16 protein-coding genes are annotated in these 20301 nt (G+C 68.2%); 7 read left to right on the top strand and 9 right to left on the bottom strand.

The genetic code is table 11. The features are described 5' to 3' along the window. Positions 1 to 12: 12 nt before the first annotated feature. The 3 genes from HNR20_RS20415 to HNR20_RS20405 are packed head-to-tail and all read right to left on the bottom strand — an operon-like array spanning position 13 to position 2278. Positions 13 to 342, bottom strand: a complete 330-nt coding sequence (locus tag HNR20_RS20415; RefSeq protein ID WP_184182204.1) for a hypothetical protein — start codon at positions 340 to 342, stop codon at positions 13 to 15. 37 nt (positions 343 to 379) lie between these two features. Next, positions 380 to 1984: a hypothetical protein gene (locus HNR20_RS20410; protein WP_184182202.1), complete on the bottom strand. Its 1605-nt coding sequence runs from the start codon at positions 1982 to 1984 to the stop codon at positions 380 to 382. Positions 1985 to 2026: 42 nt separating this feature from the next. After that, positions 2027 to 2278, bottom strand: a complete 252-nt coding sequence (locus HNR20_RS20405; RefSeq protein ID WP_184182200.1) for a hypothetical protein — start codon at positions 2276 to 2278, stop codon at positions 2027 to 2029. Positions 2279 to 2552: 274 nt separating this feature from the next. On the opposite strand from HNR20_RS20405, the gene HNR20_RS33005 reads away from it, so the two are divergent. The 7 genes from HNR20_RS33005 (at position 2553) to HNR20_RS20375 (ending at position 5416) form a co-directional block, all read left to right on the top strand. Then, a complete protein-coding gene (locus HNR20_RS33005; protein ID WP_308425503.1) occupies positions 2553 to 2945 on the top strand; it encodes a helix-turn-helix domain-containing protein in 393 nt (130 codons plus the stop codon). A gap of 27 nt (positions 2946 to 2972) precedes the next feature. Further along, complete coding sequence (locus HNR20_RS33000) at positions 2973 to 3437, top strand: DUF5753 domain-containing protein (protein WP_308425502.1); 465 nt, start codon at positions 2973 to 2975, stop codon at positions 3435 to 3437. Beyond that, entirely contained in the window at positions 3430 to 3624 is a 195-nt protein-coding gene (locus HNR20_RS20395; RefSeq protein WP_184182198.1) for a DUF397 domain-containing protein, read from the top strand. Before HNR20_RS33000 ends, HNR20_RS20395 begins: the two co-directional genes overlap by 8 nt. Before the next feature lie 88 nt (positions 3625 to 3712). Next, on the top strand, positions 3713 to 3973 hold the full coding sequence (locus HNR20_RS20390) for a hypothetical protein (protein ID WP_184182196.1): 261 nt from the start codon (positions 3713 to 3715) through the stop codon (positions 3971 to 3973). Further along, a complete protein-coding gene (locus HNR20_RS20385) occupies positions 3970 to 4680 on the top strand; it encodes a hypothetical protein (RefSeq protein WP_184182194.1) in 711 nt (236 codons plus the stop codon). Before HNR20_RS20390 ends, HNR20_RS20385 begins: the two co-directional genes overlap by 4 nt. Next, positions 4628 to 5059, top strand: coding sequence for a hypothetical protein (locus HNR20_RS20380; protein ID WP_229687454.1), 432 nt, complete (start codon positions 4628 to 4630; stop codon positions 5057 to 5059). Before HNR20_RS20385 ends, HNR20_RS20380 begins: the two co-directional genes overlap by 53 nt. 93 nt (positions 5060 to 5152) lie before the next feature. After that, the gene (locus tag HNR20_RS20375) at positions 5153 to 5416 is read left to right on the top strand and encodes a hypothetical protein (protein WP_184182192.1); all 264 of its coding nucleotides are present in this window, start codon (positions 5153 to 5155) and stop codon (positions 5414 to 5416) included. 56 nt (positions 5417 to 5472) lie between these two features. On the opposite strand, the gene HNR20_RS20370 is transcribed toward HNR20_RS20375, so the two are convergent. From HNR20_RS20370 to HNR20_RS20345, 6 genes are all read right to left on the bottom strand, one after another. Then, a complete protein-coding gene (locus HNR20_RS20370; protein WP_184182190.1) occupies positions 5473 to 6294 on the bottom strand; it encodes a DUF4352 domain-containing protein in 822 nt (273 codons plus the stop codon). 486 nt (positions 6295 to 6780) lie between these two features. Beyond that, a complete protein-coding gene (locus HNR20_RS32410) occupies positions 6781 to 8289 on the bottom strand; it encodes an HNH endonuclease (RefSeq protein ID WP_229687453.1) in 1509 nt (502 codons plus the stop codon). Positions 8290 to 8377: 88 nt separating this feature from the next. Further along, positions 8378 to 11851 carry a BREX-2 system adenine-specific DNA-methyltransferase PglX gene (gene pglX, locus HNR20_RS20360; RefSeq protein WP_184182188.1) on the bottom strand — a complete coding sequence of 1158 codons (3474 nt, stop codon included), beginning with the start codon at positions 11849 to 11851 and terminating at the stop codon, positions 8378 to 8380. After that, positions 11848 to 15969, bottom strand: a complete 4122-nt coding sequence (pglW, locus tag HNR20_RS20355) for a BREX system serine/threonine kinase PglW (protein ID WP_184182186.1) — start codon at positions 15967 to 15969, stop codon at positions 11848 to 11850. Before pglW ends, pglX begins: the two co-directional genes overlap by 4 nt. Positions 15970 to 16206: 237 nt before the next feature. Further along, complete coding sequence (locus HNR20_RS20350) at positions 16207 to 18240, bottom strand: DUF2075 domain-containing protein (RefSeq protein ID WP_184182184.1); 2034 nt, start codon at positions 18238 to 18240, stop codon at positions 16207 to 16209. Positions 18241 to 18350: 110 nt separating this feature from the next. Further along, on the bottom strand, positions 18351 to 20255 hold the full coding sequence (locus HNR20_RS20345) for a DUF2075 domain-containing protein (protein ID WP_184182182.1): 1905 nt from the start codon (positions 20253 to 20255) through the stop codon (positions 18351 to 18353). Between the last annotated feature and the right edge of the window lie 46 nt (positions 20256 to 20301).

The following is a 20301-nucleotide window of genomic DNA, read 5'->3' as shown; positions in this document are numbered from 1 at the left end:
CGGCAGCCTCAGCTACCGGACGCCGCGCAGGTCGGGGCCTTCGGCGAGGAGGCGCACGCCGTCGTCGTCGTGTCGGTGCACCGCGCAGCCGGCGCGGGTGAACCGCACGGTGACCGCCTGTCCGGCGTGCCGGGGCAGCGAGCCGCAGCAGATCCGGCGCGGGATCGGCGACGACGTCCCGAGGCCCCGACCAGGGCACCGGGATGGGCGCGCTGCCGGGTCGGTTGGAGCGGCCCCGGCGATGGCGTCGGTCAGGCACTCCCGACACCAGGCGCGGGCGGCGGCCAGGCTCGGCCGGTAGGGCAGGTCGTCGGGGAGGACGGGTGCGTCACGCGGTTTCACCTCGACAGACCAGCGCAGTCCGTCGGCCAGCAACGGGTCACCGGCGTGATGCCGCCGGTCGCACACGGCCACCACGAGGGCCAGGTCGAGGCCGAGGGCGAGCCGCAGCAGCTCGGGCAGCGGCGGCGCGGCGGGGGGCCGCCACCACGATCAGGCGGCCGGCTGCCGTGCCCCGCTCGGCACTGCGCACGTACTCCCCGACCGGGTCAGCCCCGGCCCAGGGCAGCGTGAGGTACCCGTCGCGCAGGTCCTTGCCGATTTCGTGCCTGCCGTCCGCGTCGGCGAGGTCCTCGGGCTGCGCGCCGAGGATGGCCGCCCAGGAGCCGAGCCGGTAGCGGTCGGGCAGTTGCACGACGGGCCCGCCGTTGGGTTGGGTGGCGACCAGCGGGGCGACCTCGGGCGTGCCGGCCTGCCAGGCCAGGTGCACCACCCGGTGCCGCAGATCGGTGACGGTGACCAGCACGGTCCGATGCAGGCGGTGGTTGTCACCGCAGGTGAAGCAGTGCAGCGCGGACGGGCACAGCCCAGCGCCGGAGCTTTGCGGACAATCGGAGTCGGCAGGGCGACCGCCGAGCCGGCAGTCGCAGGCGCGCAACCGGCAGTGCGGCCGGCAGTCCGGGCAGGGCCGCCACTCGACGTGTTCACCCAGCCAGGACGCGTCGGGCGGTTCGTAGCCGCGACCCAGTGGCACCTGCACGCGGCGGACCACCTGGCCGGTGGGCTGCTCGGCGAGGATCTCCACCGGCTCGCCGACACGCAGGGTGGTGTGCCACCAGCGGCCGTCCCGCCAGACCGCCTGCGCTCCGGGCAGCTCGTCGCCGTCGACAGCGTCGACGCAGTCGGCGAGGACACGCCGTTCGAGCTGGTCGACGTCCTCGGCCGGGGCGACGGGTGGGCGCGGCGAGTCGGGGCGCAGCAGCCGGGCAGGGGCGGCGAGGCCGCGCTCGGCGAGGCCGGCGAGCGCGCTGTCGACGTCGGTGTGGATCAGCGCCTCCGGCAGGTCCGGACACCCGCCGGGCGGCCCAGAGGGCACCGGGGAGCCGGGCACCTCGTACCGGATGGCCCAGCCGAACCCCGCGCCCTGCCGGCGTGCCTCGACGACCAGGTCAAGCAGCAGCAGGTCGGCCAGCGCGCAGAGCCGGGCGGCCGGGTCGACAATCGGCGTGGCCGTGGATCGGCCCAGCAGCAGCCGCCAGGGGGCGTGATCGGCCCGCAGGATGGCATGGGCCTCCAACTCGTACCGCTGCGCGGCGGGCAGGTCGGGTCGCCACTGCTGTGACAGCCACAGTGACGGCGCGTCGGTGTCGGCTACGACCGCGCCGACGCAGGCGGCGAGTTCGCGTACCCGGGAGGCAAGGTCGACCACCCAGTGGCCCGCCGGGTCGCGGTGGGGGTCGAGGCCGCCGGGCACGACCTGGTGGGACGCGACCGCGCCGGTGTCCAGGTTGGCGACGCTGGCCACGAGCTGCGCCCGCCGCCGGCCGCGCCGTCCACAGCGATAGCAGGGGTACGCGACGCTGCCCGCGCCCCGACACTGCTCGCAGCCCCGGTACGCTTCCCGGCTCGGGCCGGGGAGGTCGGCGTCGGCGAGGAACCGGTCGCCGTAGGCGGTGCACCGGCACGGGTCCAGCGTGAAGGTCATCCCGTCGCAGTCGGGACAGGTGACGACAGCGGGTGTGGGGGGTCACCGACACCGCCGGACAGTGCACTCACCGTCGTGCTCGACGCGGCGCACGCACCGCCAACCGCCGTCGAGGGGCAGGTCGCAGAAGACCCGATGGCGTACGCCCTGGGCGTCCTCGGCGGACACGGTGGTCTCGCCCGCGTCCACCTCGGGCAAGAAAGTCAGGGATCGGGCCAGGGTGCCGGCGAACTGCCGAGCGGCCGGCAGATCGACGGCGGTGAACGGCAGGTGCGCCACCCAACGGGCGCTCACCGGCGGGCTCCTCGCCAGGACTCCGGCCGGGAAGGCTCGGCTCGGGGAAACGCGCGCACGGCAGCACCACCTTTTCTTCGGTGACGGATTCGGTCGACAATTGACAGGCGACGGGAATTGCACGGTCGTCGCCTTTGTCGGACCTATCTTGTAAGGTCAGAGGCACTATCGCAATGAATGTCGACTCACGCTGTTCCGTTATTTGTGGGCAACATTCCCCTGTTGCAAAACCGCCGTCGGGATGTTGCAAAATTCAACAGGAAGGAGAGCCCGCGTGGCCGACGACATGGGCTCGACGGTGCCCCGACGACAGCTCGGCAGAGCGCTGCGTGACCTGCGCACCGAGGCGGGGATAACCCTCGACGCCGCCGCCGAGGCGCTGGAGTGCAGCCGGCAGAAGGTGTGGCGGATCGAGAGCGGGCTCGGGTCGATGCGCGGCGTCGACGTCCGCGCCATGTGCGAGCTGTACGGGGCGACGGGCGAGCTGGCCCGAGCGCTGACCTCCCTGGCTGGCGAGACCAGAGCGAAAGGCTGGTGGCACGCGTACGGCGATGCCGTCCCCGAATGGTTCGAGCTGTACGTCGGCCTCGAATCCGCAGCGTCGAGACTCCGCTTCTACAAGAACAGCCTCGTGCCGGGCATTCTGCAGAGCCGCGACTACGCCTGAGGCATCTACCGCATCGACCAGCCCGACATGAGCGAGGACGACCGGGAACGCGCTGTCGAGCTTCGCCTGCAGCGACAGTCCCTGCTGACCCGCCGCCTGCCAAAGGCGCCGCAGGTGCAGGTGGTGCTCTGCGAGTCCGTGCTCCTTCGGCCGGTAGGCGTTGCCGGGACCATGGCGGGGCAACTGGCCCATCTGCTGACGATGTCCAACCTCCCGAACGTATCGATTCAGATCTTACCTCTCGCCGCTGGTCCGCATCATGGTGCTGTCGGAGGTGAGTTTGTTTTGCTTGGCTTCCCGCCCGGCAACAGGAGCACCCCGGAGCCGGATGTGGTCTACAGCGAGTCGTGGACAGGGTCGCTGTACCTCGACAGGCCCACCGAGGTGGCCGCCTACGAAAGGGTCTGGTCGGGACTGCTCTCGCTCGCCCTTGATGAGGAACAATCAAAGCAACTGATCCACAAGATCATCGGGGAGGTCCACCATGACTGATCTGACCGGCGCTCGTTGGCGCAAGAGCACCCGCAGCGGCGGGAACGGCGGTGAGTGTGTCGAGGTTGCCGACAACCTGCCCGGCATCATCGCTGTACGCGACAGCAAGGACCCGCACGGGCCCGCCCTCGCCTTCACCCCCACCGCCTGGATCACCTTCGTGCGAACGGCCCGCACCTTCCGCTGACGGATCGGTGGGTGTCTCAGGGCCGCCTGGGAAACCCCGCCCATCGCCGGGGCTGCGCTCGGCGGCCGGGTTCGACTAACGTGCGGCCGTGACCATCGGCGATGTCAAGGTGACGATCCGAAAGGGCAGCCAAGCCCTCGACGACGCCCGGATGAGCATCGAGAAGGCCAACGCCAAACTCGCCGAGGCGTCGGCGCTGGCAATCGCCACCCTGCACGACAGCAAGGGCGACGACGCTCAGCAGTCGCGCAAGGCACTCCGTAAGGCTGCGGACGAGGTTGAGTTGGTGCTTCGCCGGTTAGAGGCGGCCAAGGACCACGCTGCCTCCTACCTCGCCATCATTCGATGAGCGGAAGCCTCGGGCAAGTCGTCGCCCAACTCCGGAGCGCCATCGACACTCTCCACAACGCTGCGGTTGTCGCGCGACGCGCTCAGGCTGACGCGGAAGAGGCCCACGCGCATTACAGCCAGGCAGCGCAGGGCAGCAGTCATCCCCATCTCAGCGGCGCTGTGACAGAGAGCAAGACCGCTGGCGAGAAGGCCGGCAAGCTCGCCCGCCTGATCAGCGAGGCGGCTGACCGAATCGGCAACTACTTGAACGCAGTCGCTCCCGGCTCCGCCCCGACCCGACAACCGACCGATTCGGCCGCACCGTCGGGCGAGGATCTGCTCACCGAGACCGTCGAGCGCGAATCCGCACGAAAAAATGTCGCTTCCTTCCTGAGTACGATGACCAGGAAGGTCGAGGACGTCCAGGACAACACCCAGAAGTCGGTGGCGGCGGCCAGGGAAGCGTTCACGATCATCCGCGGCCCAAAAGGTCCATCCGGGGCTCAGCAAGCCGGCACCGCAGCCCCGACGGCCGGCCCTTCGCTCGGACAACGTCTTCTCAACGAAGCACCGGACGCGGCGGGGCACCTCGTCGTGGTGGGGCTGGTGGCAAGCATCGCCGTCCAGCGCTCTGTTCAGTCGATTCGCAAGGGAATAGCGAGGTTACGAGATCGTGAGCGTACGGACCGAGTTCAGCGACCTGATCCGCGCGATGGCACGGCGTGACTGGGGCACCGTGGACCGACTCCTGGACGGGTTGGAGGCTTCCGGGTGGCACGGCGGTAACCAGGTGATCGGTGCGGCGTTCGCCATCGCGATCAACGATCGCTTCGCCGCCGCCCACTCCCCCACCGACGTCGCCCGCTTCGTCACCGAGACGCGCTCGCAGTTCCCCGGCGCCGAGTCGCTGCCCACCCTGGAGATGGAAGGGCTCGTCCGCGCGGCCCTCGGTGAGGTCGGGCTGATCGACAATCTCAGCCCCGAGACCGCTCTTCAGATGCAGATCGTCTTCCTCGGCAAACTGCTTCAGGACCGCGACCTCACCGAGACGCAGCTTGAAGTGTTCATCGCCGACGTGGAACGAACGGCCGCCGAGTACCTGTAGCCAGCGGGACTGCGTGCCACCCTCATCTCCGATAGTGTCCGTCCGACCACGCAAACGTGAACTTGTTCGCGCGATCGGCAGACGGAGGGTGGCATGGCCAGCATCGAGGAAGTCAAGGCTGCACTGATGCAGGCCGCCGAGCAGGGCAACGCCACTATCAACCAGATCCGGGCCGCCGCCGAGAACACCGAACAAATGCTGACCCGACTACGCGCCATCTCCGCCGGCACCGGTCATCCGACGATCGCCGAAGCCATCGCCCGCGGCGAGCAGAGCAAGCAGCGCCTGGCCGAAGCCATGGCCCTCGTGCAGGGCAGCTCGGAGGCGGCACGCCGCTACATCAGCGTCCTCGGCTGACTACGAGGCACGACCTCATGGTCAGCCATTGTCGAACCGCATTACTTCGCACGCCGCTACAGGGCGACGACGGCATCCTCGGCGAGGGTGAACAGGCCAGCGTCGAGCGTGATGGTTTTGAGCTTGGTGTTCTTCGGCACGTCGAAGTAGACGTTTGCGGTCACTGAGTTACCCGGGTTGATTTCGTCGAGGAATCCCTGCCCGTCGCTGTTGCCGTAGATTCCGGCTTCCCCGTCGACCTCGTACTCTCGACCACTGGCGTCCTGGGCAGTGAGACTGCCGTCGGCATGGAAGTTCTGCGCGCCTTTGGTGACGTTCTTGACGGTCACGCTGACCTTGCAGAAGGCACCCTGTGCCTTGGTGTTGAGGATTTCGGTGCCAACCTTGGAGATCCCGCATTTCACGCTCTTGACGGTGAACTCGAAGTCACCGCCTCGGACCTTGTCGCCGATGCCGGAGGTCTTCGGCTTCGCAGGCGCGGGAGCCGCCGTCGTCTTAGCTGGCGCTTCCGCCACCGCACTCGCCACCGGTGCCGCTGCGCTCGCCGAGGCGGCGCTGCTGCTGCCGGCAGCGGGCGCGCCGCTGCTGACGGACGTAGCCTCGGTCTTTTTGTCATCGCTGGCCAGGCCAATCACCATCGTGCCGCCACAGCACAGCACCACGAACGCGCCGACACCGATGAGGGTAGGCAGCAGCCAAGGGGCACGCTTCTTGGTGACGGGCGGCGGAGGAAACTGGCCGGGCGTCGGCGGAGGAAGCTGGCCCCCGTGCGACGGCGCGAACTGTCCGGCGGGCACCTGCGAGAACTGGGCGCTCGGTGGGGTCGGCTGCTGGCCGGCGGGCGGCTGATTTGGAACAGGCTCGTAAGGGGCCGTCATTGACTGGCTTCTCCCGGGTCTTTTTGATTGATGCTGCCGCGTGATGCGCAACGCGCTCCCCACGGTGCCACAGTTATCCGAGGCAATGGTCGTCCAGCCGGCTCGACCCGTACGACGGGTTTGCTGAGAAGGCACCCGTTCCGATGACCCAACCGTCAGACATTAGGCCGAAGCATAGGCCTGCAAGGCCACATTCGAGGGCGACTAAGAACATCTAATCGATGCCCAGTTCTGTCGGCTATCCGTCAAGTGAATTTCATCATTTACCACGCCGCCCTGCTCGACACCGTTAACGCCGAGGAAATCGCGCGCCGCGACGAGATCTAGTTCGTGGAGAAGGACGAGGGCGCATCCTCGCCGCACTGTAGACCGAGATCGAGCCTAGGAAGGAAGGCGAAGACCCCATGGCTGATCGGCTCGGCCCGCCCTCAAAAGAGCGAACCGTCCACCTCAGTCAAGCAATTCATCGCCGCACTGCGTTGGCTGTTAGTCCGCCTTTCCGCAGAACCGGCGGTGGTGTTGAAGATTGTCCACTCCGATCGGATGCTTCGGGTGTAGCCGCAGCTTGCCGATCTTCTCGCCACTAACTGCCCACCGCACGACGAGGTCGCTGTCGATGAAGATGGCAAAGGCGTCGAACTGGACGTGGTGATTCGGGCATAGACAGAGCACGTTGTCGATTTGATCCGAGCCCACGTGAGGTCTACCCAGCCCCTTGATGTGGGCCGCCTCGCTGTAGAAGCCAAAGCGAGTCGCCAGCCGGGTATCGCAGATTTGGCAGCGGTGCCCGTGGAGTCGCTTGACCTCTTCGGCGACGGCCGAACTACGGACGATGCGCTCGATCTGCACCGTCTTTCGCCTTGCCGGACCCTGATCACCGGCCTCGGATCCGGCAACCTCCTCTGCGTCCAGCACCCCCGATGCGGAGTCGTAGCCGGCAAGACCGACGTCCGCCAGAAACGCCGCCTTGTCGATGTCGACCGGCAGCGCAGGCGACAGGACGGCCACCGCGCGGCCCTGAGTCTCCGGGTCACCGAGCAGAGCCGTCACTGCCGAGGCGAAACCAATCAACGGGACATCCGCATCCATGGCACGGCGATCGGAGCGCTGCCTCCCATGTAAGCCGGAACGATCGACCTCCCAGAGTTCGCTGCTGCTGGCGATCTCCCACAGCCCGCTATCACGCAGCTTCCCGGACAGCTCCGCATCGCCCGGTCGGCTGTCCGTCGCGTCGTACCGCTGAAGGATCGACTCAAGGTCGGACCTGAGGTGCTGTGGCTCTGCAGGGTGACCGTCAGCTGAGGCGATCTGCCCGATGTTCCAGAGCACAGTCAGCGGCAGGCGCCTTGCGGACGGGTCAACGTCTTGCCCATGACAGGCATCGACGACTCGTTTCAACGCCTTGAACAGCCGCTTGCGGGTCATCTTGCGAGGAGCGGTGAATGTGGGTTCGCGGGGCGTGACCCCTGCCGCGGCCAGCAGGGGCTGGATCGTGGCGTAGTCAGCCGCAGTGGCCAGGGTGAGGCTCCGCAACGGGACGCTCAGCCCGAGCCGACGTAGGATCGGAGCGGCCGGAACTGGCCGCTCAAGGCGCTCGACGTCGCCGAGCGCCATCATGTGCTCCCAGGTCCGCCCGTCGTCATCGGTTCCCCAGATCCGCTTGGCCGCGGCAGGGTTGTGCAGCAGGTGCAGGATCCGAGCACGTGCGAAAAACGCCGTGTCGGCGTAGAAGAGGACGTCATCGCCGACGCGCCGGTCGCGCAGTGCTCGCGCCTTGTAGTTGTTCATCTGGTTCGTCGGCGTCGACCCCCAGAAGCGAGCAACACCGTCCGGGTAGAGCGCGGTGAGTGCCGCCAGGTCGGGACCAAGCTCCGCCGCGACGTCTCCCAGCCGGATTCCGTGCTCGACGGAGTGGGCGTAGTTTTGCGGCCCCCGGATATTGGCACCACCGCGCAACTGCAGGATCAGTTGCGCTACTCCGCTGGCGTTCTCCATGCGATCCACACTCTCAGTCACGGTGTCCCGTTTACCTCAGCACCATCGACCGGTGCGACAACAAGCCGCTCCTGGTCCTTCCTTGCCCTCACGCCGGAACGAGACTCGAGCGATCCGCCCCTAATTGCGACAGCTCCGCGTCGACCAGCTCAGTGAAGAACTGGGCCGGCGAGCCGGGAAAGCCCGGTCGCTCGTCGGCGTACCACTGGTGCAGCCACGGCTCCAGCTCGGCGATGCCCGCCAGCAGCGGCAGCAGCCGATCCGCCGGCCACGCCGCCTGCAACTTCCGGTCCAGGTAGACGGTCGCCAGCGCCTGGGCCTGGGCGAGGTGGTCCCACCCGGCCCAGCCGAGCAGCTCCGTGCCGTCGCCATCCCGGCCCGCCTTCGGGTACGAGATAAAGCGCTCCTTCGGCACGTCGAGCTTGCCCCGCGCCCGCCAGTACGACGGTTGGGTGAAGTCCGCCGAGGTGTACTTCGGCGGCACCTTGATGTCCACATCCTCGCCCGCGTCCTCCAGGCGCTGCTGCGCCCAGGTGCGCTCCCACTGTGCCCGCTTGCGCAGCCCGGACGGCTTGTAGCGGTGGGCCGGCAGGTAGGGCACATGCTCGTCGGCGACCAGCTTTGCAAGGGTCTTCGTCTGGTCGTGGTCGTCGCGGCCGACCCACAGCTCCAGCACCGAACGGAAGTCCTCGTCATGGCGTACCCGGTCGGCGAGCTGCGCCACCGACTGTGGCATCGGCCGGTCCCCCCACAGCTCGGGCGACTCCAACCGGTCGAGCAACCAGTCCCGCAACGCCTTGGTCTGCATCGCGTCCCAGCCGTTGGTAGCCCAGCGGCGCTTGCACTCCGGCCGCTCGACCAACGCGATGTTGCGATCCGACTCGATGACCTCGATCCGCCGCTGCACCAGCGCCCGATAGTCATCCGGCCAATGCGCCGGCACCTCGGTGATCGGCATCGACCCGTGCCGCGCGAACCACTGCGTCTCCACCTCGCCGGCGGCCATCTTCCGCGCCAGCACGATCTCGAACGCTCGCTCCCCCAGCGCAAGACCCGGTGGCTCGGCACAGGTCAGGTCGTCATCGAGCAGCCCGTAGAGGCGATAGACCTCCCAGTCCACCTCCTCCTGCACCGCGATCATGCGGGCTCGGGTCGTGTCGTAGTCGACCTGCGCCGTCCGCAGCCGCTCCCTCGTCGGCACGCCAGACTTTGCGACCGCCGCCGGCGTCAGGCTGGCGAGCCGCTGCGCCAGCAAATCGAGCAGTCGCGCCCGCTCCAACGGGTAAGCCCCTGGCAGCGGAAACTCCTGTAACTTGGTCCCGGTGAATTCGTAGCGGGGCTCCCACGCCTCATCGCCGATCCCGCCACCAATCCCACCGTTGCCCTTATTCTGGCTCACCTGCTTGAGCCAGAAGCAGGCGGTCGAGCTGTTCAGCACCCCGAGCAGCCGCATGTGATCGTCCTCCGCTGCCCCCTCCGGCAACTTAATCACTGGTGCCGACCTATTGAAGACCTTCCCTCCCCGATCCAACACAAAATGGTTATGCGTCGACACAAACGCAAAGGGAATGGAGAGCGGAGTGCGATACGCAGACGCAGTGTGCTGATGATATTCCCACCAGCGCAATCCGGCATCAGCCATACTGCCCTGGAAGGTCCGCCTAGCGGCAAGCATGGTTCGCCACGGCCATAGCTCAACCGACAGACCAGCCTGACCCAGACTCGAATCGTAGGGGTACCAGATTGCGTCTTCGGGCGAGGAGGCCCAGTCTCTGACAGCTTCACCAATTATCAACGGACGCAACGCTCGGGCGTCGGCTGCTACCCGCATCTTCCGGCCCAGCGGCCGCATGAAAGCTTCGTCAGCGCCCGCGCGGATCGCTCGGCCCACTGGCAGATCCACAACCTGCGACATCCGTCTGGCCTCGGCTTCCAGCGAAGCCACCAAATTGCTCGCGCCGCCGCCACTCAGACTCCAGGGATGCGTCTCCAACCGCCCGCGGTCCAAGTCAACCGCGGTCACCCACTCTGAGTTGCCTTCCGACCGAGTGACGCCTGCCTTGATCGCAGACCACACCAATCCTGCTGCCGGGTCAGCAGGCTGGGAGGGCTCTCCGCGAACCCCGAGAACTGCCAAGACTTTTCGAGAGTGCCGGCGATCCTTTGCCCTACCGACAAGAATGACCGTGGGCGTGCCGTGGCCGGGGATATAAGCTCCCGAGGTGTCGATGACCTCGGTCAGCTCGACGGTGTGCGCGAAGTAGTCCTCGATGAGTTTCTTGCCGAACTCGCGCTTCATGAAGGCGTTGCCGGTGATCTGGCCGACGTGACCCGCGCCGTCGCCATGCTCGTCCGACCGCTTGGCCAGATCGAAGAAGCGCTTCGCGAACGGCACCGTCAGCGCGTACTGCCGGTGGCAAACCGACGAGTATTCCTCGCGATAGCGATCGTTGAGCGCCTTGTCCTTCACCGTGATGTAGGGCGGGTTGCCGACTACCACCGTGTACTGCCCCTTGCGCAGGTAGTCACCGAGCACGTCGGCGTCCTCGGTCGCGTACGCGAAGGCGTCCCGACCTCCGAGCACCGCCAACAGATCCCCTTGGTGCCGCGACTTACGGCCCCAGTCGAGCAACGAGTCGCCCGTCGCCACCCGGACCGGCCAGGCCGGTGTGCGTTCCAGGGACGTCAGGCCGCACACCTTCATCGCGGCGATCAGCAGCCGAAACCGCGCGATCGCCACCGCGAACGGGTTGATGTCCACCCCGGTGACCTGCCCGAGCGCCCGTTCCGTCAGCACTCGGATGTCGGTAGCCGGTTCCCGCTGCCACCACTTCGCCACCAGTCGACCGAACGCCCCGAGCAGGAAGTGCCCTGACCCGCACGTCGGGTCGATGACCGACGTCTCCGACAGGCCGAACTCCTTGACCGCCGGCTCGAACGTCCGGTCCAGGATGAACTCCTCGACGAAGTCCGGCGTTTGGAGCAGCGCGTACGTCTTCTTCGCGTGGGTCGACAGGTCCTGGTAGAGGTCGCCGAGGAAGCGGGTGTCGAGGTCCGCGACCCGCAGCGACACCAGCCCCGGCCCGCGCCGGAAGAACTCCGACAGTTTCTCGGCCGCCTCACCGGAGATGCCGAACCGCCACACCGGGTTGTGCTCGTCGAAGATCTTGCCAGTGGCCTTCAGCGTCGCCAGGTAGCCGAACGCCTCCCGCAGCCACTCCCGGTCGTTGTGCCGGGGGTTGTCGATCAGGTACTGCTGGCGGTGCTGCACCGCCCGTTCCACCGGCGCCACCGGCTCCGGGCCACCGATCCACAGCGGCTCGACCAGCGCGTTGTCCTCGCAGAAACGGACGAAGACGCAGCCGAGCACCCAGGCCACGGTCGCCTGGTCGAGGACGTCCTCCAGCCAGGTCTCGAAGGTCCCCGCCGTACGCCGCGCCTCGGTTGCCTGGGCGTGCTCCTTGCGCAGTGACGACTCCAGCTCGGAATCCCGGGCCACCTGGTCGCGCAGGTCATCGGTGAGGGCGGTGACCTGGCCTTGTAGCGCCTTGAGCGCGATCATCGGGGGGTGGTCCTCTCCAGGGCGGGGGTGGGGGGCCAGTCCTCGGGCAGCCACAGTGACTGGCCGGCCGGTGAGGTCAGCGGCAGTTGCTGCCCGTCGAGCAGCACCGGCTCGGTGCGGCGGGCCGGCACCAGCAGCAGCCGGGCGGCCGGGCGAGTTCGGGTCGGATCGGCCAGTTCCTGGATCAGCCGCAACTGCTGGTAGCGGGCCAGCGGCGCGGCCTCAGTGATCAGCACCGGGCGGTCGGTCTCGGCGAGCGCGCGCTCGATCGCCGGGACCACCTCGTGGCGCACCAGCTCGACCAGCGAACGGAAATCGGGGTCGGTGGGCGAGCCGTTGTCGGCGGCGACGATCGCCTCCCATGGGAAGCCGAGCGTGCGCAGCTCCCGCAGCAGGATCGCGGTGACGTCGACCTCCACCAGGTCAAGCCGGTCCAGCAGCGCTCGCCGGGCCCGGCCGAGCCGCCGGATGGAGGCGAGCAGCACCACGAACCCGCGTCGGTCGATCACTCCGGCCAGCCGGGCCGCTGCCTGTGCCGCGGCGTCGGGTTCCAGGAGCGGCCCGACCGTGCTCAACACCCGGGTCCCGGTGACCGATGAGGAGCGGTCCGGCGGCAGGTAATGGCCCGCCACCGGATCCCAGACCAGAGGTATCTCGCGGAGCAACGCGTCCAGCGTCGGCCGGGCCGGCAACGGCACGGCGTGCGGGAATCGGGTACGGACTCTGGCGCGTACCGTCTCGGGGTCGAGCTTCTGACCGACCAGCGCGCCCGCCGCGAGTCGCACCGCGCGCTCGGCGGACATCCCCGCCGGGTAGAGCTGACCCTGCGCGTTGACGGCGGCCTCGCCGCCGCTGCCGGCGGCGGCGAGCTGCAACAGCCGGGCGTCACTGAGCGCTGGCATGCCGGTCGGCGGCGGCTCCAACGCCCGCAGTTCCTCGACGGCCCGGGCCCGGGTGGGCAGCGGGTCCGCGCCGGCCAGCGCGACCGCGCGGCGACCCAGCCGGACCACGTACCCGAGCAGGTCCGCAGCCGTCCGCACGGTGCCGGGGTCGTCCGGCTCCCGACCGATGAGTACGCCGCGACTGCCGCGCAGCCGCTGCTCGGCCAACCGGGCGTCGCCGCCCCGGGCCAGTTCGGTCTCCACCGCCGCCCGGACCAGGCCGATGGCCTGCGCGGTACGCCTCGGTTCGGCCGAGTACGAGCCACGGGTGGCGATCAGCGCCTCGGCCACCTCCTCGGCGGACATCGCCCCGCCGCGCGCGTCCAGCAGCGCGACGATCTCGTCGCGGACCAGGCTCAGCGCGGCGTTCGGCTGCCAGTCCCGGGCGATCACCCGCTTGAGCAGGTTGGAGAACTGCGGCTGCTGCTTGCCGGTGGCGCGGGCCGCCTCCGCCTGCGACGGCCAACGCAGAAAGCTGCCGTCGACGGCGGTCTGCCCGAGCAGCACCTGCAGCATGGGCCGCTGCCCGGCGTTGCGGGTGGTCTCCGCCGGCAGCAGGCTGGCGCAGAGCGCCTCGATGCCCTGGACGTGCGGCCGGGCCGGAGTCGGCTCGGGGTCTGGCCCGAGCAGGTCACGCAGCTCACGAGTGCGCGCCAGGATCTCCTTGCGCGTGGCGTCCGGCACCCCCCGGGCCCGGGTCAGCGCCGACGGCTCGGCGTCCAACAGCTCCCCGACGGTGAGGATGCCGAGCCGTTCCAGCGCCGACCGCGCACGGGCGGTCAACTCGGTGGCCTCCAACGGCGACATCCGGTCCAGGGGCGCCAGCGTGCCGGTGTCGTCGGTGCCCGCCTCCGGCTCCGGGATCTCCCGGAACACCGCCCGCCAGGCGTCGGTCATCTCGTCGAGCGTGTCGAAGCGGTTCGCCGTGTCCCGAGCCAGCGCCTTGGCGAAGAAGGCGACCAGGCGGTCCGCGACGGAGACATCGAAGGCGGCCGGATCGAGGGTGACCTCGTCGGTGATGGCCAACGGGTTGGCGCCCTCGCCCCACCGGGGCAGGGTGCCGGTGGCCATCTCGTAGAGGGTCACCGCCGCGGCGAACCGCTCTGCGGCGGCGTCGAAGCGCAGCCGGCGCGGCGGCCCGAGGAACGGGTCCAGATAGGCGGTGGTGCCGGCGGTGAGCTGATCGGCCGGCACCGCGGCGAGCGAGAAGTCGAAGACGCACAGGTGCGGCTGCTTGTCCTTCGGTCGGGGCCGGGACGCCAGGTTGGCCGGCTTGATGTCCCGGTGCCACACTCCCTGCCCGTCGAGGAATGCGACGATCTCCAGCAGGTCGCGGCCGTAGCGCTCCAGCAGATCCAGCGCCAGCCGACCACCCCGCAGATCCTCGGCGAGGGTGCGTTGCCCGGCGTTCTCCAACAACAGGGCCGTCCGGCCGCCGACCTTGATCGGGCCTTGGACCAGGGCCGCCACGCGGGAGTCGCGGAGCTGCTCGACCGTGCGAGCCTCGGCGGCGAAACGGTCAGCGAACTGCTCGTCACGCGCCACTTTGAGCACCAGTTCCGGGCTGCCCTCCGGCCCGTCCTGGCTGACCAACAGGGCAATGGCCGTGGCACCGCTGCCCATATTGCGGAGCACCGTCAGACCGCCGTCGAGCACATCGCCGCGATGCGCCTGCAGCGGGTCGACCACCGGCACCGGCTCCGGGGCGGTCAGCTCCTCCCAGACCAGGTCGATGCAGGCCCGGAAGTCACCGATCCGCTTCATCCGCTGCGCCGGGTCACCCCGGGTGGCGTCGTAGACCGCCTCCACCAGCGCGTACGGCATGCCGTCGGCGACCGAGTCGAGGTGCAGGCCGCCGTCAGCGACCGCCGCGAGCAACTCCTCCGCCGAGGTCGCCGGTTCCGCTCCCGCGAAGATCCGGTACGCGAGGGCGCCGAGCGAGAAGATGTCGAGCTGATGCCCCGGCAACTCGTCCAGGCTGGCCGCTTCCGGTGCCTGGTAGCGGCGGACCGCATCGTCGAAGAAAAGTTCCAGACTGGCCGGGTCGGTCGGTGAGCCGAAGGAGGTAAGCCTGGTCCCCGGCAATCGCCCCCCGGTCTGCCAGTCCGTCATCACCAGGGTCGGACGGGCACTCTCCGGGTCACAGACGTAGATCGCCCGGGGATTCAACGAACGGTGCGACAGCCTCCGGGAGTGTGCGTGGTCGACGATCTCGGCGAGATCCTGCACGAGCTGGAGCCGTTGGGCCAGTTGCAGCTTGCCGTCCCGCTCGCCCAGCCACTGGTCCAGGCGGACCCATTCCGGCCGGTGGTCGAAGATGACGGCTGGCCCCCACGGGTGTTCCACCAGATCCAACGCCCGCGCGATCCCCGGATGGTGGATGCCCTGCAACAGGCGAAACTCGCGTTCAGCGGCCCGCCGGATCGCCGGCACGTCCTCCTCAGCCGCACGGCTGGTCAGATAGAACCGCACCCGGCGCAGCAGGGAGGTATCGACGGTGTGGTCGGCCAGGAAGTCCTGCCAGCCGAGGCCCTCGGCGAAGGGCCGCTGGCGCAGGACCAACTGGTTGACCCGCCGGTCGGCCACCGAAGGGCGGATCTTCGCGCCGCGGACCAGCTCGACGATCTGCCGCCCGCGCACCGCGTCGACATGGTGCTTGGCGTCGACTGGGCGGGCGAGCAGCATCTCCTTCAAACCTGGCAGCTGGGACGAGTTGCCGTCGAGCCCGTAGACGTGCTGGCGGCCGATGTCATCCAGCTCGGAGCGCATGTTCCGCGCGTGCAGAAACACCGCCGCGTTGACGTAGGGGACCCGGGCGCCATGCGGGGCGTACTGCTGCAGCACGCTGCGCAGCCGCTTGGCCTTGCGGTTGGCGAGGATGAGCGGGCTGTCCAACGTCCGGCGACTGCCGCCCGGCATCTTGCGTCGCCACTGCTGGCCGTCTCCGGCGATCACGCCCTGCCAGTGCTTCAATTCCAGCACATAGAGGCCGCGCGAGGTGAGCACCAGCGCGTCGACCTCGTTGATCGAACCGTCGGTGCCGACAAACTCGACGTTCGCCCAGACGTGGTACGGCTCGGCATCCGGCAGGTACGACGCCAGCTCGCGCAGACCGTCCTGCTCGTGCGGGAACGCGCTCGAATTGATCTGCTCCCAGCGCGGCGAATCCTCACGCATACGGCACCGTGCGCGCCCGCGTAGTCATGACAACCACTCCCCACGAATGCCCTGTGCCGGTCTCGGGGACGCTACCGTCCCTATCGGACAGTGCCCAGTCTCCATTCGGCGGTTAAATGAGGCGGCTTTCCGGTCCATCCGGCCCATTGACGTCCATACCGGCATGCGACCTGCAAACCCCTGGGTTGGGCAGCACGACTCGGGAGCCCGACAGAGTCCGGGATCCGGCACCGACGCTCAGCGCTCGTCAAGCTCACCATCGGCAGCGCCCGAACGGGCGGGCATCGAACCGGTGTCCGAGCGCTCGCTAGGGGTGGCCGGGGTGCCGGTATGCGAACCCGCTGGGCGGTCGGCTCTGACCGCATCGATCCGCCTTACGCCCGGAGCAATCAGTCGACCTGGCCTATGCGGTGCCGGGATAAGCTGCGACAGGAAAGCCTGAGTCTCCGGATCATCCGCGAACAGAAGCGTGCCTCGAAGCCCTCTGGTGAGCAGGACCTTGTACGTGTTTCGGATCAGCCGGTCCGCGTTCCTGGCGATGACCCTGCCCTCGCCATTCACGATTGCCGGGTCGCACGACTTTCTCGGATCGGAGACGAATCGGCCATCGCGCACGACGAGGTCCTTGCCGATGATCACGCCGGACCAGTCGTACTCGAACCCCTGGGCGGTGTAGATGCAGCCAATCTGCCCGAACCCGCGCGGATCCGTGGCCCAGTAGGCGCTGGTCGGAATTCCTTTGGGCGGATAGTCGTCGTACGCGTTCCACGGCCTTGCCCAGCTCTCGATGCGGACGTCGGGCACGAGCCGGCCGTTCTGCGCCCGATGGGTCCACGGCCAGCAGAATCCGGCCGAGATCCTCGCGCTCTCCCCCCGATCTTGGCATCCCCGCAGGATCGTCTCCATTTCCTCGGGAGAATCCACCAGGGCGAGCCGGAACCGTTCGTCGCCCTTCCAGCGGTACGGAGCCGCGCGGGCCAATCCCAACAGGTGCAGCACCCACCGTTCGTAGCGTGGGCTACCGCCGCAGCGGAACTGCGCGCCTAGCTCGATCCGGTCGACCTCCAGATCCAACTGGCCTGCTGCCTCCGTGATCGTGTCTACGCTGCCCACCTCGTCTGGGCGTACGACCTGGTTGTCATCGAGCAGGAAGACCGGCACCTTGGCGGCCTCAATCAGCTCCTGCACCTGGGGCTTGCTGCCCTGCCGCGACCCCTTGGTCGACCGTGCACGAATCCGGTGCGCCTCGTCGCAGATGAGCACGTCGAGCTTATCGGGAGTGGCATCCATGAAGTCCATGAAGTAGCTGAACAACGGTCTGGTCCGCTGCGCAGGGTCCGCGGGTTGACGCCGCGCATACTGCTGGAGGGTCCGGGTAAATGCCCGCGAACCGGTAGCGTGGGCAATCTGCCGTTCCTCGCGGGCCAGTTCGGCGAGCAGGTTGAGCCCGATCGCGCTCTTGCCGCTGCCCGGTCCTCCCGAAATGATCACGACTCGCTTGCCGCGCCCCTCCTCGGCCCAACGCACCCCTCGCAGCACCAGCTCGTATGCCGCCCGCTGCTCGTCCAGCAGGGGGAAGAGCGCCCGGTTGGTCACCTCATCCGCCGCGAGGGACAGCAGTTGCCTGCTCTGCCGAATTGGGCTGGTCAGCAGCCGATACGCAGCCTGCGGGTGCCGCACTCGATGAAACTTACGCTCGAGATAGACAGGGAACTGTTCAGCCTTGTCCGGGGTCCACACCATGCTCTGGTAGCTGCGCTCACGCAGCAGGTCCGGGATGTGGTCGCGCTTGGCGTTGTGCAGGTAGGCCATGCCGTGCACGGCGTTGGGCCACTCCCTTACCTTCTCGACATAGTCCACGAGGTACGCGCAGTACGCCTGCACCTGCAGGGCGGGATGCAGCTGCGGTTGTTCGAGGTAATTGACGCGCAGAACGCTCCCGTCGTCGTCGTACCGCGAAGCCTCGCTCCACTGCTTCAGTTCCACCACGAGGTACGTCGCCCGCATCGTCAAGGGTTCGGCTCCGGCGAGGATGACGTCGATCCGCCGGCTACTGCGAGGAAGTTGGTACTCCACGAGCGCGTCGAGATCGCCGTATCCCAGCGCACACAGGTGTCGCGCAAGGGCTGGCAGGCTGTTTCGCCAGGAGCGTCGCTCAGGCCCGTTCACCTTGTATCCGGAGGCGGTCAGATAGGCCGCCAACTCGTCGTCGAGTCGTTCGTCGTCATGCAGCGCGACGATCTGAGCTGGTGTGGTTTGGAACGCCAGCACTGACAGGCCCCCGAGGCACGAAGATCTCGTGCGGTGGGGGCGTGTCCTCCGCAGGAAGCCCGTCGATCCGCTGAACTGACGGTCACAGTATCGACACTGTGTGGCTGCCGCTACCCGGCTTCGACCTCGAACCTGATCTCCGGTGCCCGTCGGACCCGCACAAGATCGCGCAGGAACTCCCGCGTCTCCGGGTCGGTCGCGTACAGCACCGTGCCGCGCATGCCCCGGGTCAGCAACACCTTGTAGGTGTTGCGGATCAAACGGTCAACTTCCCCGTCGCCGACGGACTTGCGGCTGCGGATCGACGAGTCCTTCGACTCCTCGCGGCGGGTCACCAGCCGGCCGTCCCTCGCCACCAGGTCCGGGCCGATGATGACCCCCGACCAGTCGTACTCGAAGCCCTGGGCGGTATATACGCAGCCGACCTGGCCGAAGCCATTCGGGTCGGTGGCCCAGAACGCACTCCCCGGCGCCTCGCCAACACTGCGTTCGCTCCGGACATTCCACGGTCGCGCCCAGTCACCGATCGTGACGTCCGGCACCAACGTGCCGTCGGGCCTCGGGTCGCTCCACGGCCAGCAGTAGCCGGCCGACATCCTAGCCGTGCCGCTGGTTCCCTGCCGTTCGGCGAGGTATGCCTCCATCTCCTCCGGCGACTCGGCGACCCGCACGTCGAACCTGCCGTCGCCGCTCCAGACGGACGGCTCGCCCCCATCGAGGCCGAGCAGGTCAAGAACCCATTCCTCGTACGCTTCGCTGCCGCCGCAGCGGAACTGGTCGTGCAGGGAGACCACGTCGACGTCCACGCCGAGCTTCTCCGCGAAGGCGGAAATGACCTCAACGCTGCCCAGCTCACCCGGCTTTACCACCTGATGCTCATCGAGCAGGAAGACCGGCACCCGGGCGAGCGAGATGAGTTCCTCCAACTGCGGGCGGGCGACATCCCGCCGGGCCTTAGGTGTGTAGCGGTTGGCCGAGTTCTCCCGCACCCGATGCGCCTCGTCGCAGATCAGCACCTCGATGTCGTTCGGCTCGGCGTCCATGAAGCTGTTGAAGTACTTGAAGAGGCTCTGCAGCCGGGTCGATCCCCGGCCGGCGTAGCGACGCAGCGTCTGGGTGAACGACCGCGAGCCGGTGGCGTGCAGCACCGACCGGTTCTGCCGGGCCAACTCCCCGAGGACCGAGAGGGCGATGACGCTCTTGCCGCTGCCCGGCCCGCCCGCCACCACGACCGCGCGCTTGTGGTTCGCCGTCCGGGCCCGCTCGATCGCGTGCATGACCAACTCGTACGCCACATGCTGCTCGTCGAGCAGGATGAAGTGCGAGCGTTCCTTCAGCTCAGCGGCGGCGTACGCCAACAGATGCCGGCTGGGGCGCACGGTGCTGGTCAGGAACCGGTCCGCCGGGTCTGCTCCCGAAACGGGTGCGAATCGGCTACGCAGGTGATCGAGCCACTGCCCCCGACGCTGCCCGGTGAAGATCCGGCTCTGCTCCGTGGCTGGCCGGTCGAACAGGTCCGCAACGTCACGGTCCACCGCGTTGTGCAGGTAAGCGGCACCCCATAACAGCTTCTGATCGCGGCCGAGCACACCGAGGAAGTCAGTGAGATAGCGGCAGTAATCCTGCACCTGCACACCGGGATGCAGGCGTGGCCCACGGACCTGCTCGACCGCGACGAGAGTGTCGGAGTCCTCGAAGGCCGTGGCGTAGGACCATTGCTTGAGTTCGACGACGAGGTAGGAGTCATCTCCGGTACGCGGGTCGACACCGGCCAGTACCGCGTCGACGCGGCGGCTGGTCAACGGGAGTTGGTACTCGACCAACACCTCGACCTCGGCCAAGCCCGTGTCGACGAGATCCTGCGCGAGTACCGGCAGACTACGCGCCCAAGAGCGCTTCTCAGCGGGGCTCACTCCATGACCGCCGAAGCGAGCCCGCTCGGTCAGCACCTCGACGAGGGTGCCATCAGTGGCGAGACGCGACAGACCAGCAGCGGACGTACGGTACGCCGACATCGACAGGTGCTCCCGGGCAGCACGAAACGATCGTGCGGATGGGGGC

The organism is Micromonospora parathelypteridis, assembly GCF_014201145.1.
Lineage (GTDB): Bacteria > Actinomycetota > Actinomycetes > Mycobacteriales > Micromonosporaceae > Micromonospora > Micromonospora parathelypteridis.
Note: the sequence above shows the minus strand (reverse complement) of the source record. Positions and strands in the feature narration are given on the sequence as shown.

Coding starts and splice junctions, on each gene's coding strand:
- HNR20_RS20345 (WP_184182182.1), bottom strand. CDS start 20,255: ATGTCGGCGTACCGTACGTCCGCTGCTGGTCTGTCGCGTCTCGCCACT.
- HNR20_RS33000 (WP_308425502.1), top strand. CDS start 2,973: ATGAGCGAGGACGACCGGGAACGCGCTGTCGAGCTTCGCCTGCAGCGA.
- HNR20_RS32410 (WP_229687453.1), bottom strand. CDS start 8,289: ATGGAGAACGCCAGCGGAGTAGCGCAACTGATCCTGCAGTTGCGCGGT.
- HNR20_RS20370 (WP_184182190.1), bottom strand. CDS start 6,294: ATGACGGCCCCTTACGAGCCTGTTCCAAATCAGCCGCCCGCCGGCCAG.
- HNR20_RS20410 (WP_184182202.1), bottom strand. CDS start 1,984: ATGACCTTCACGCTGGACCCGTGCCGGTGCACCGCCTACGGCGACCGG.
- HNR20_RS20375 (WP_184182192.1), top strand. CDS start 5,153: ATGGCCAGCATCGAGGAAGTCAAGGCTGCACTGATGCAGGCCGCCGAG.
- pglW (WP_184182186.1), bottom strand. CDS start 15,969: ATGCGTGAGGATTCGCCGCGCTGGGAGCAGATCAATTCGAGCGCGTTC.
- HNR20_RS20395 (WP_184182198.1), top strand. CDS start 3,430: ATGACTGATCTGACCGGCGCTCGTTGGCGCAAGAGCACCCGCAGCGGC.
- HNR20_RS20385 (WP_184182194.1), top strand. CDS start 3,970: ATGAGCGGAAGCCTCGGGCAAGTCGTCGCCCAACTCCGGAGCGCCATC.
- pglX (WP_184182188.1), bottom strand. CDS start 11,851: ATGATCGCGCTCAAGGCGCTACAAGGCCAGGTCACCGCCCTCACCGAT.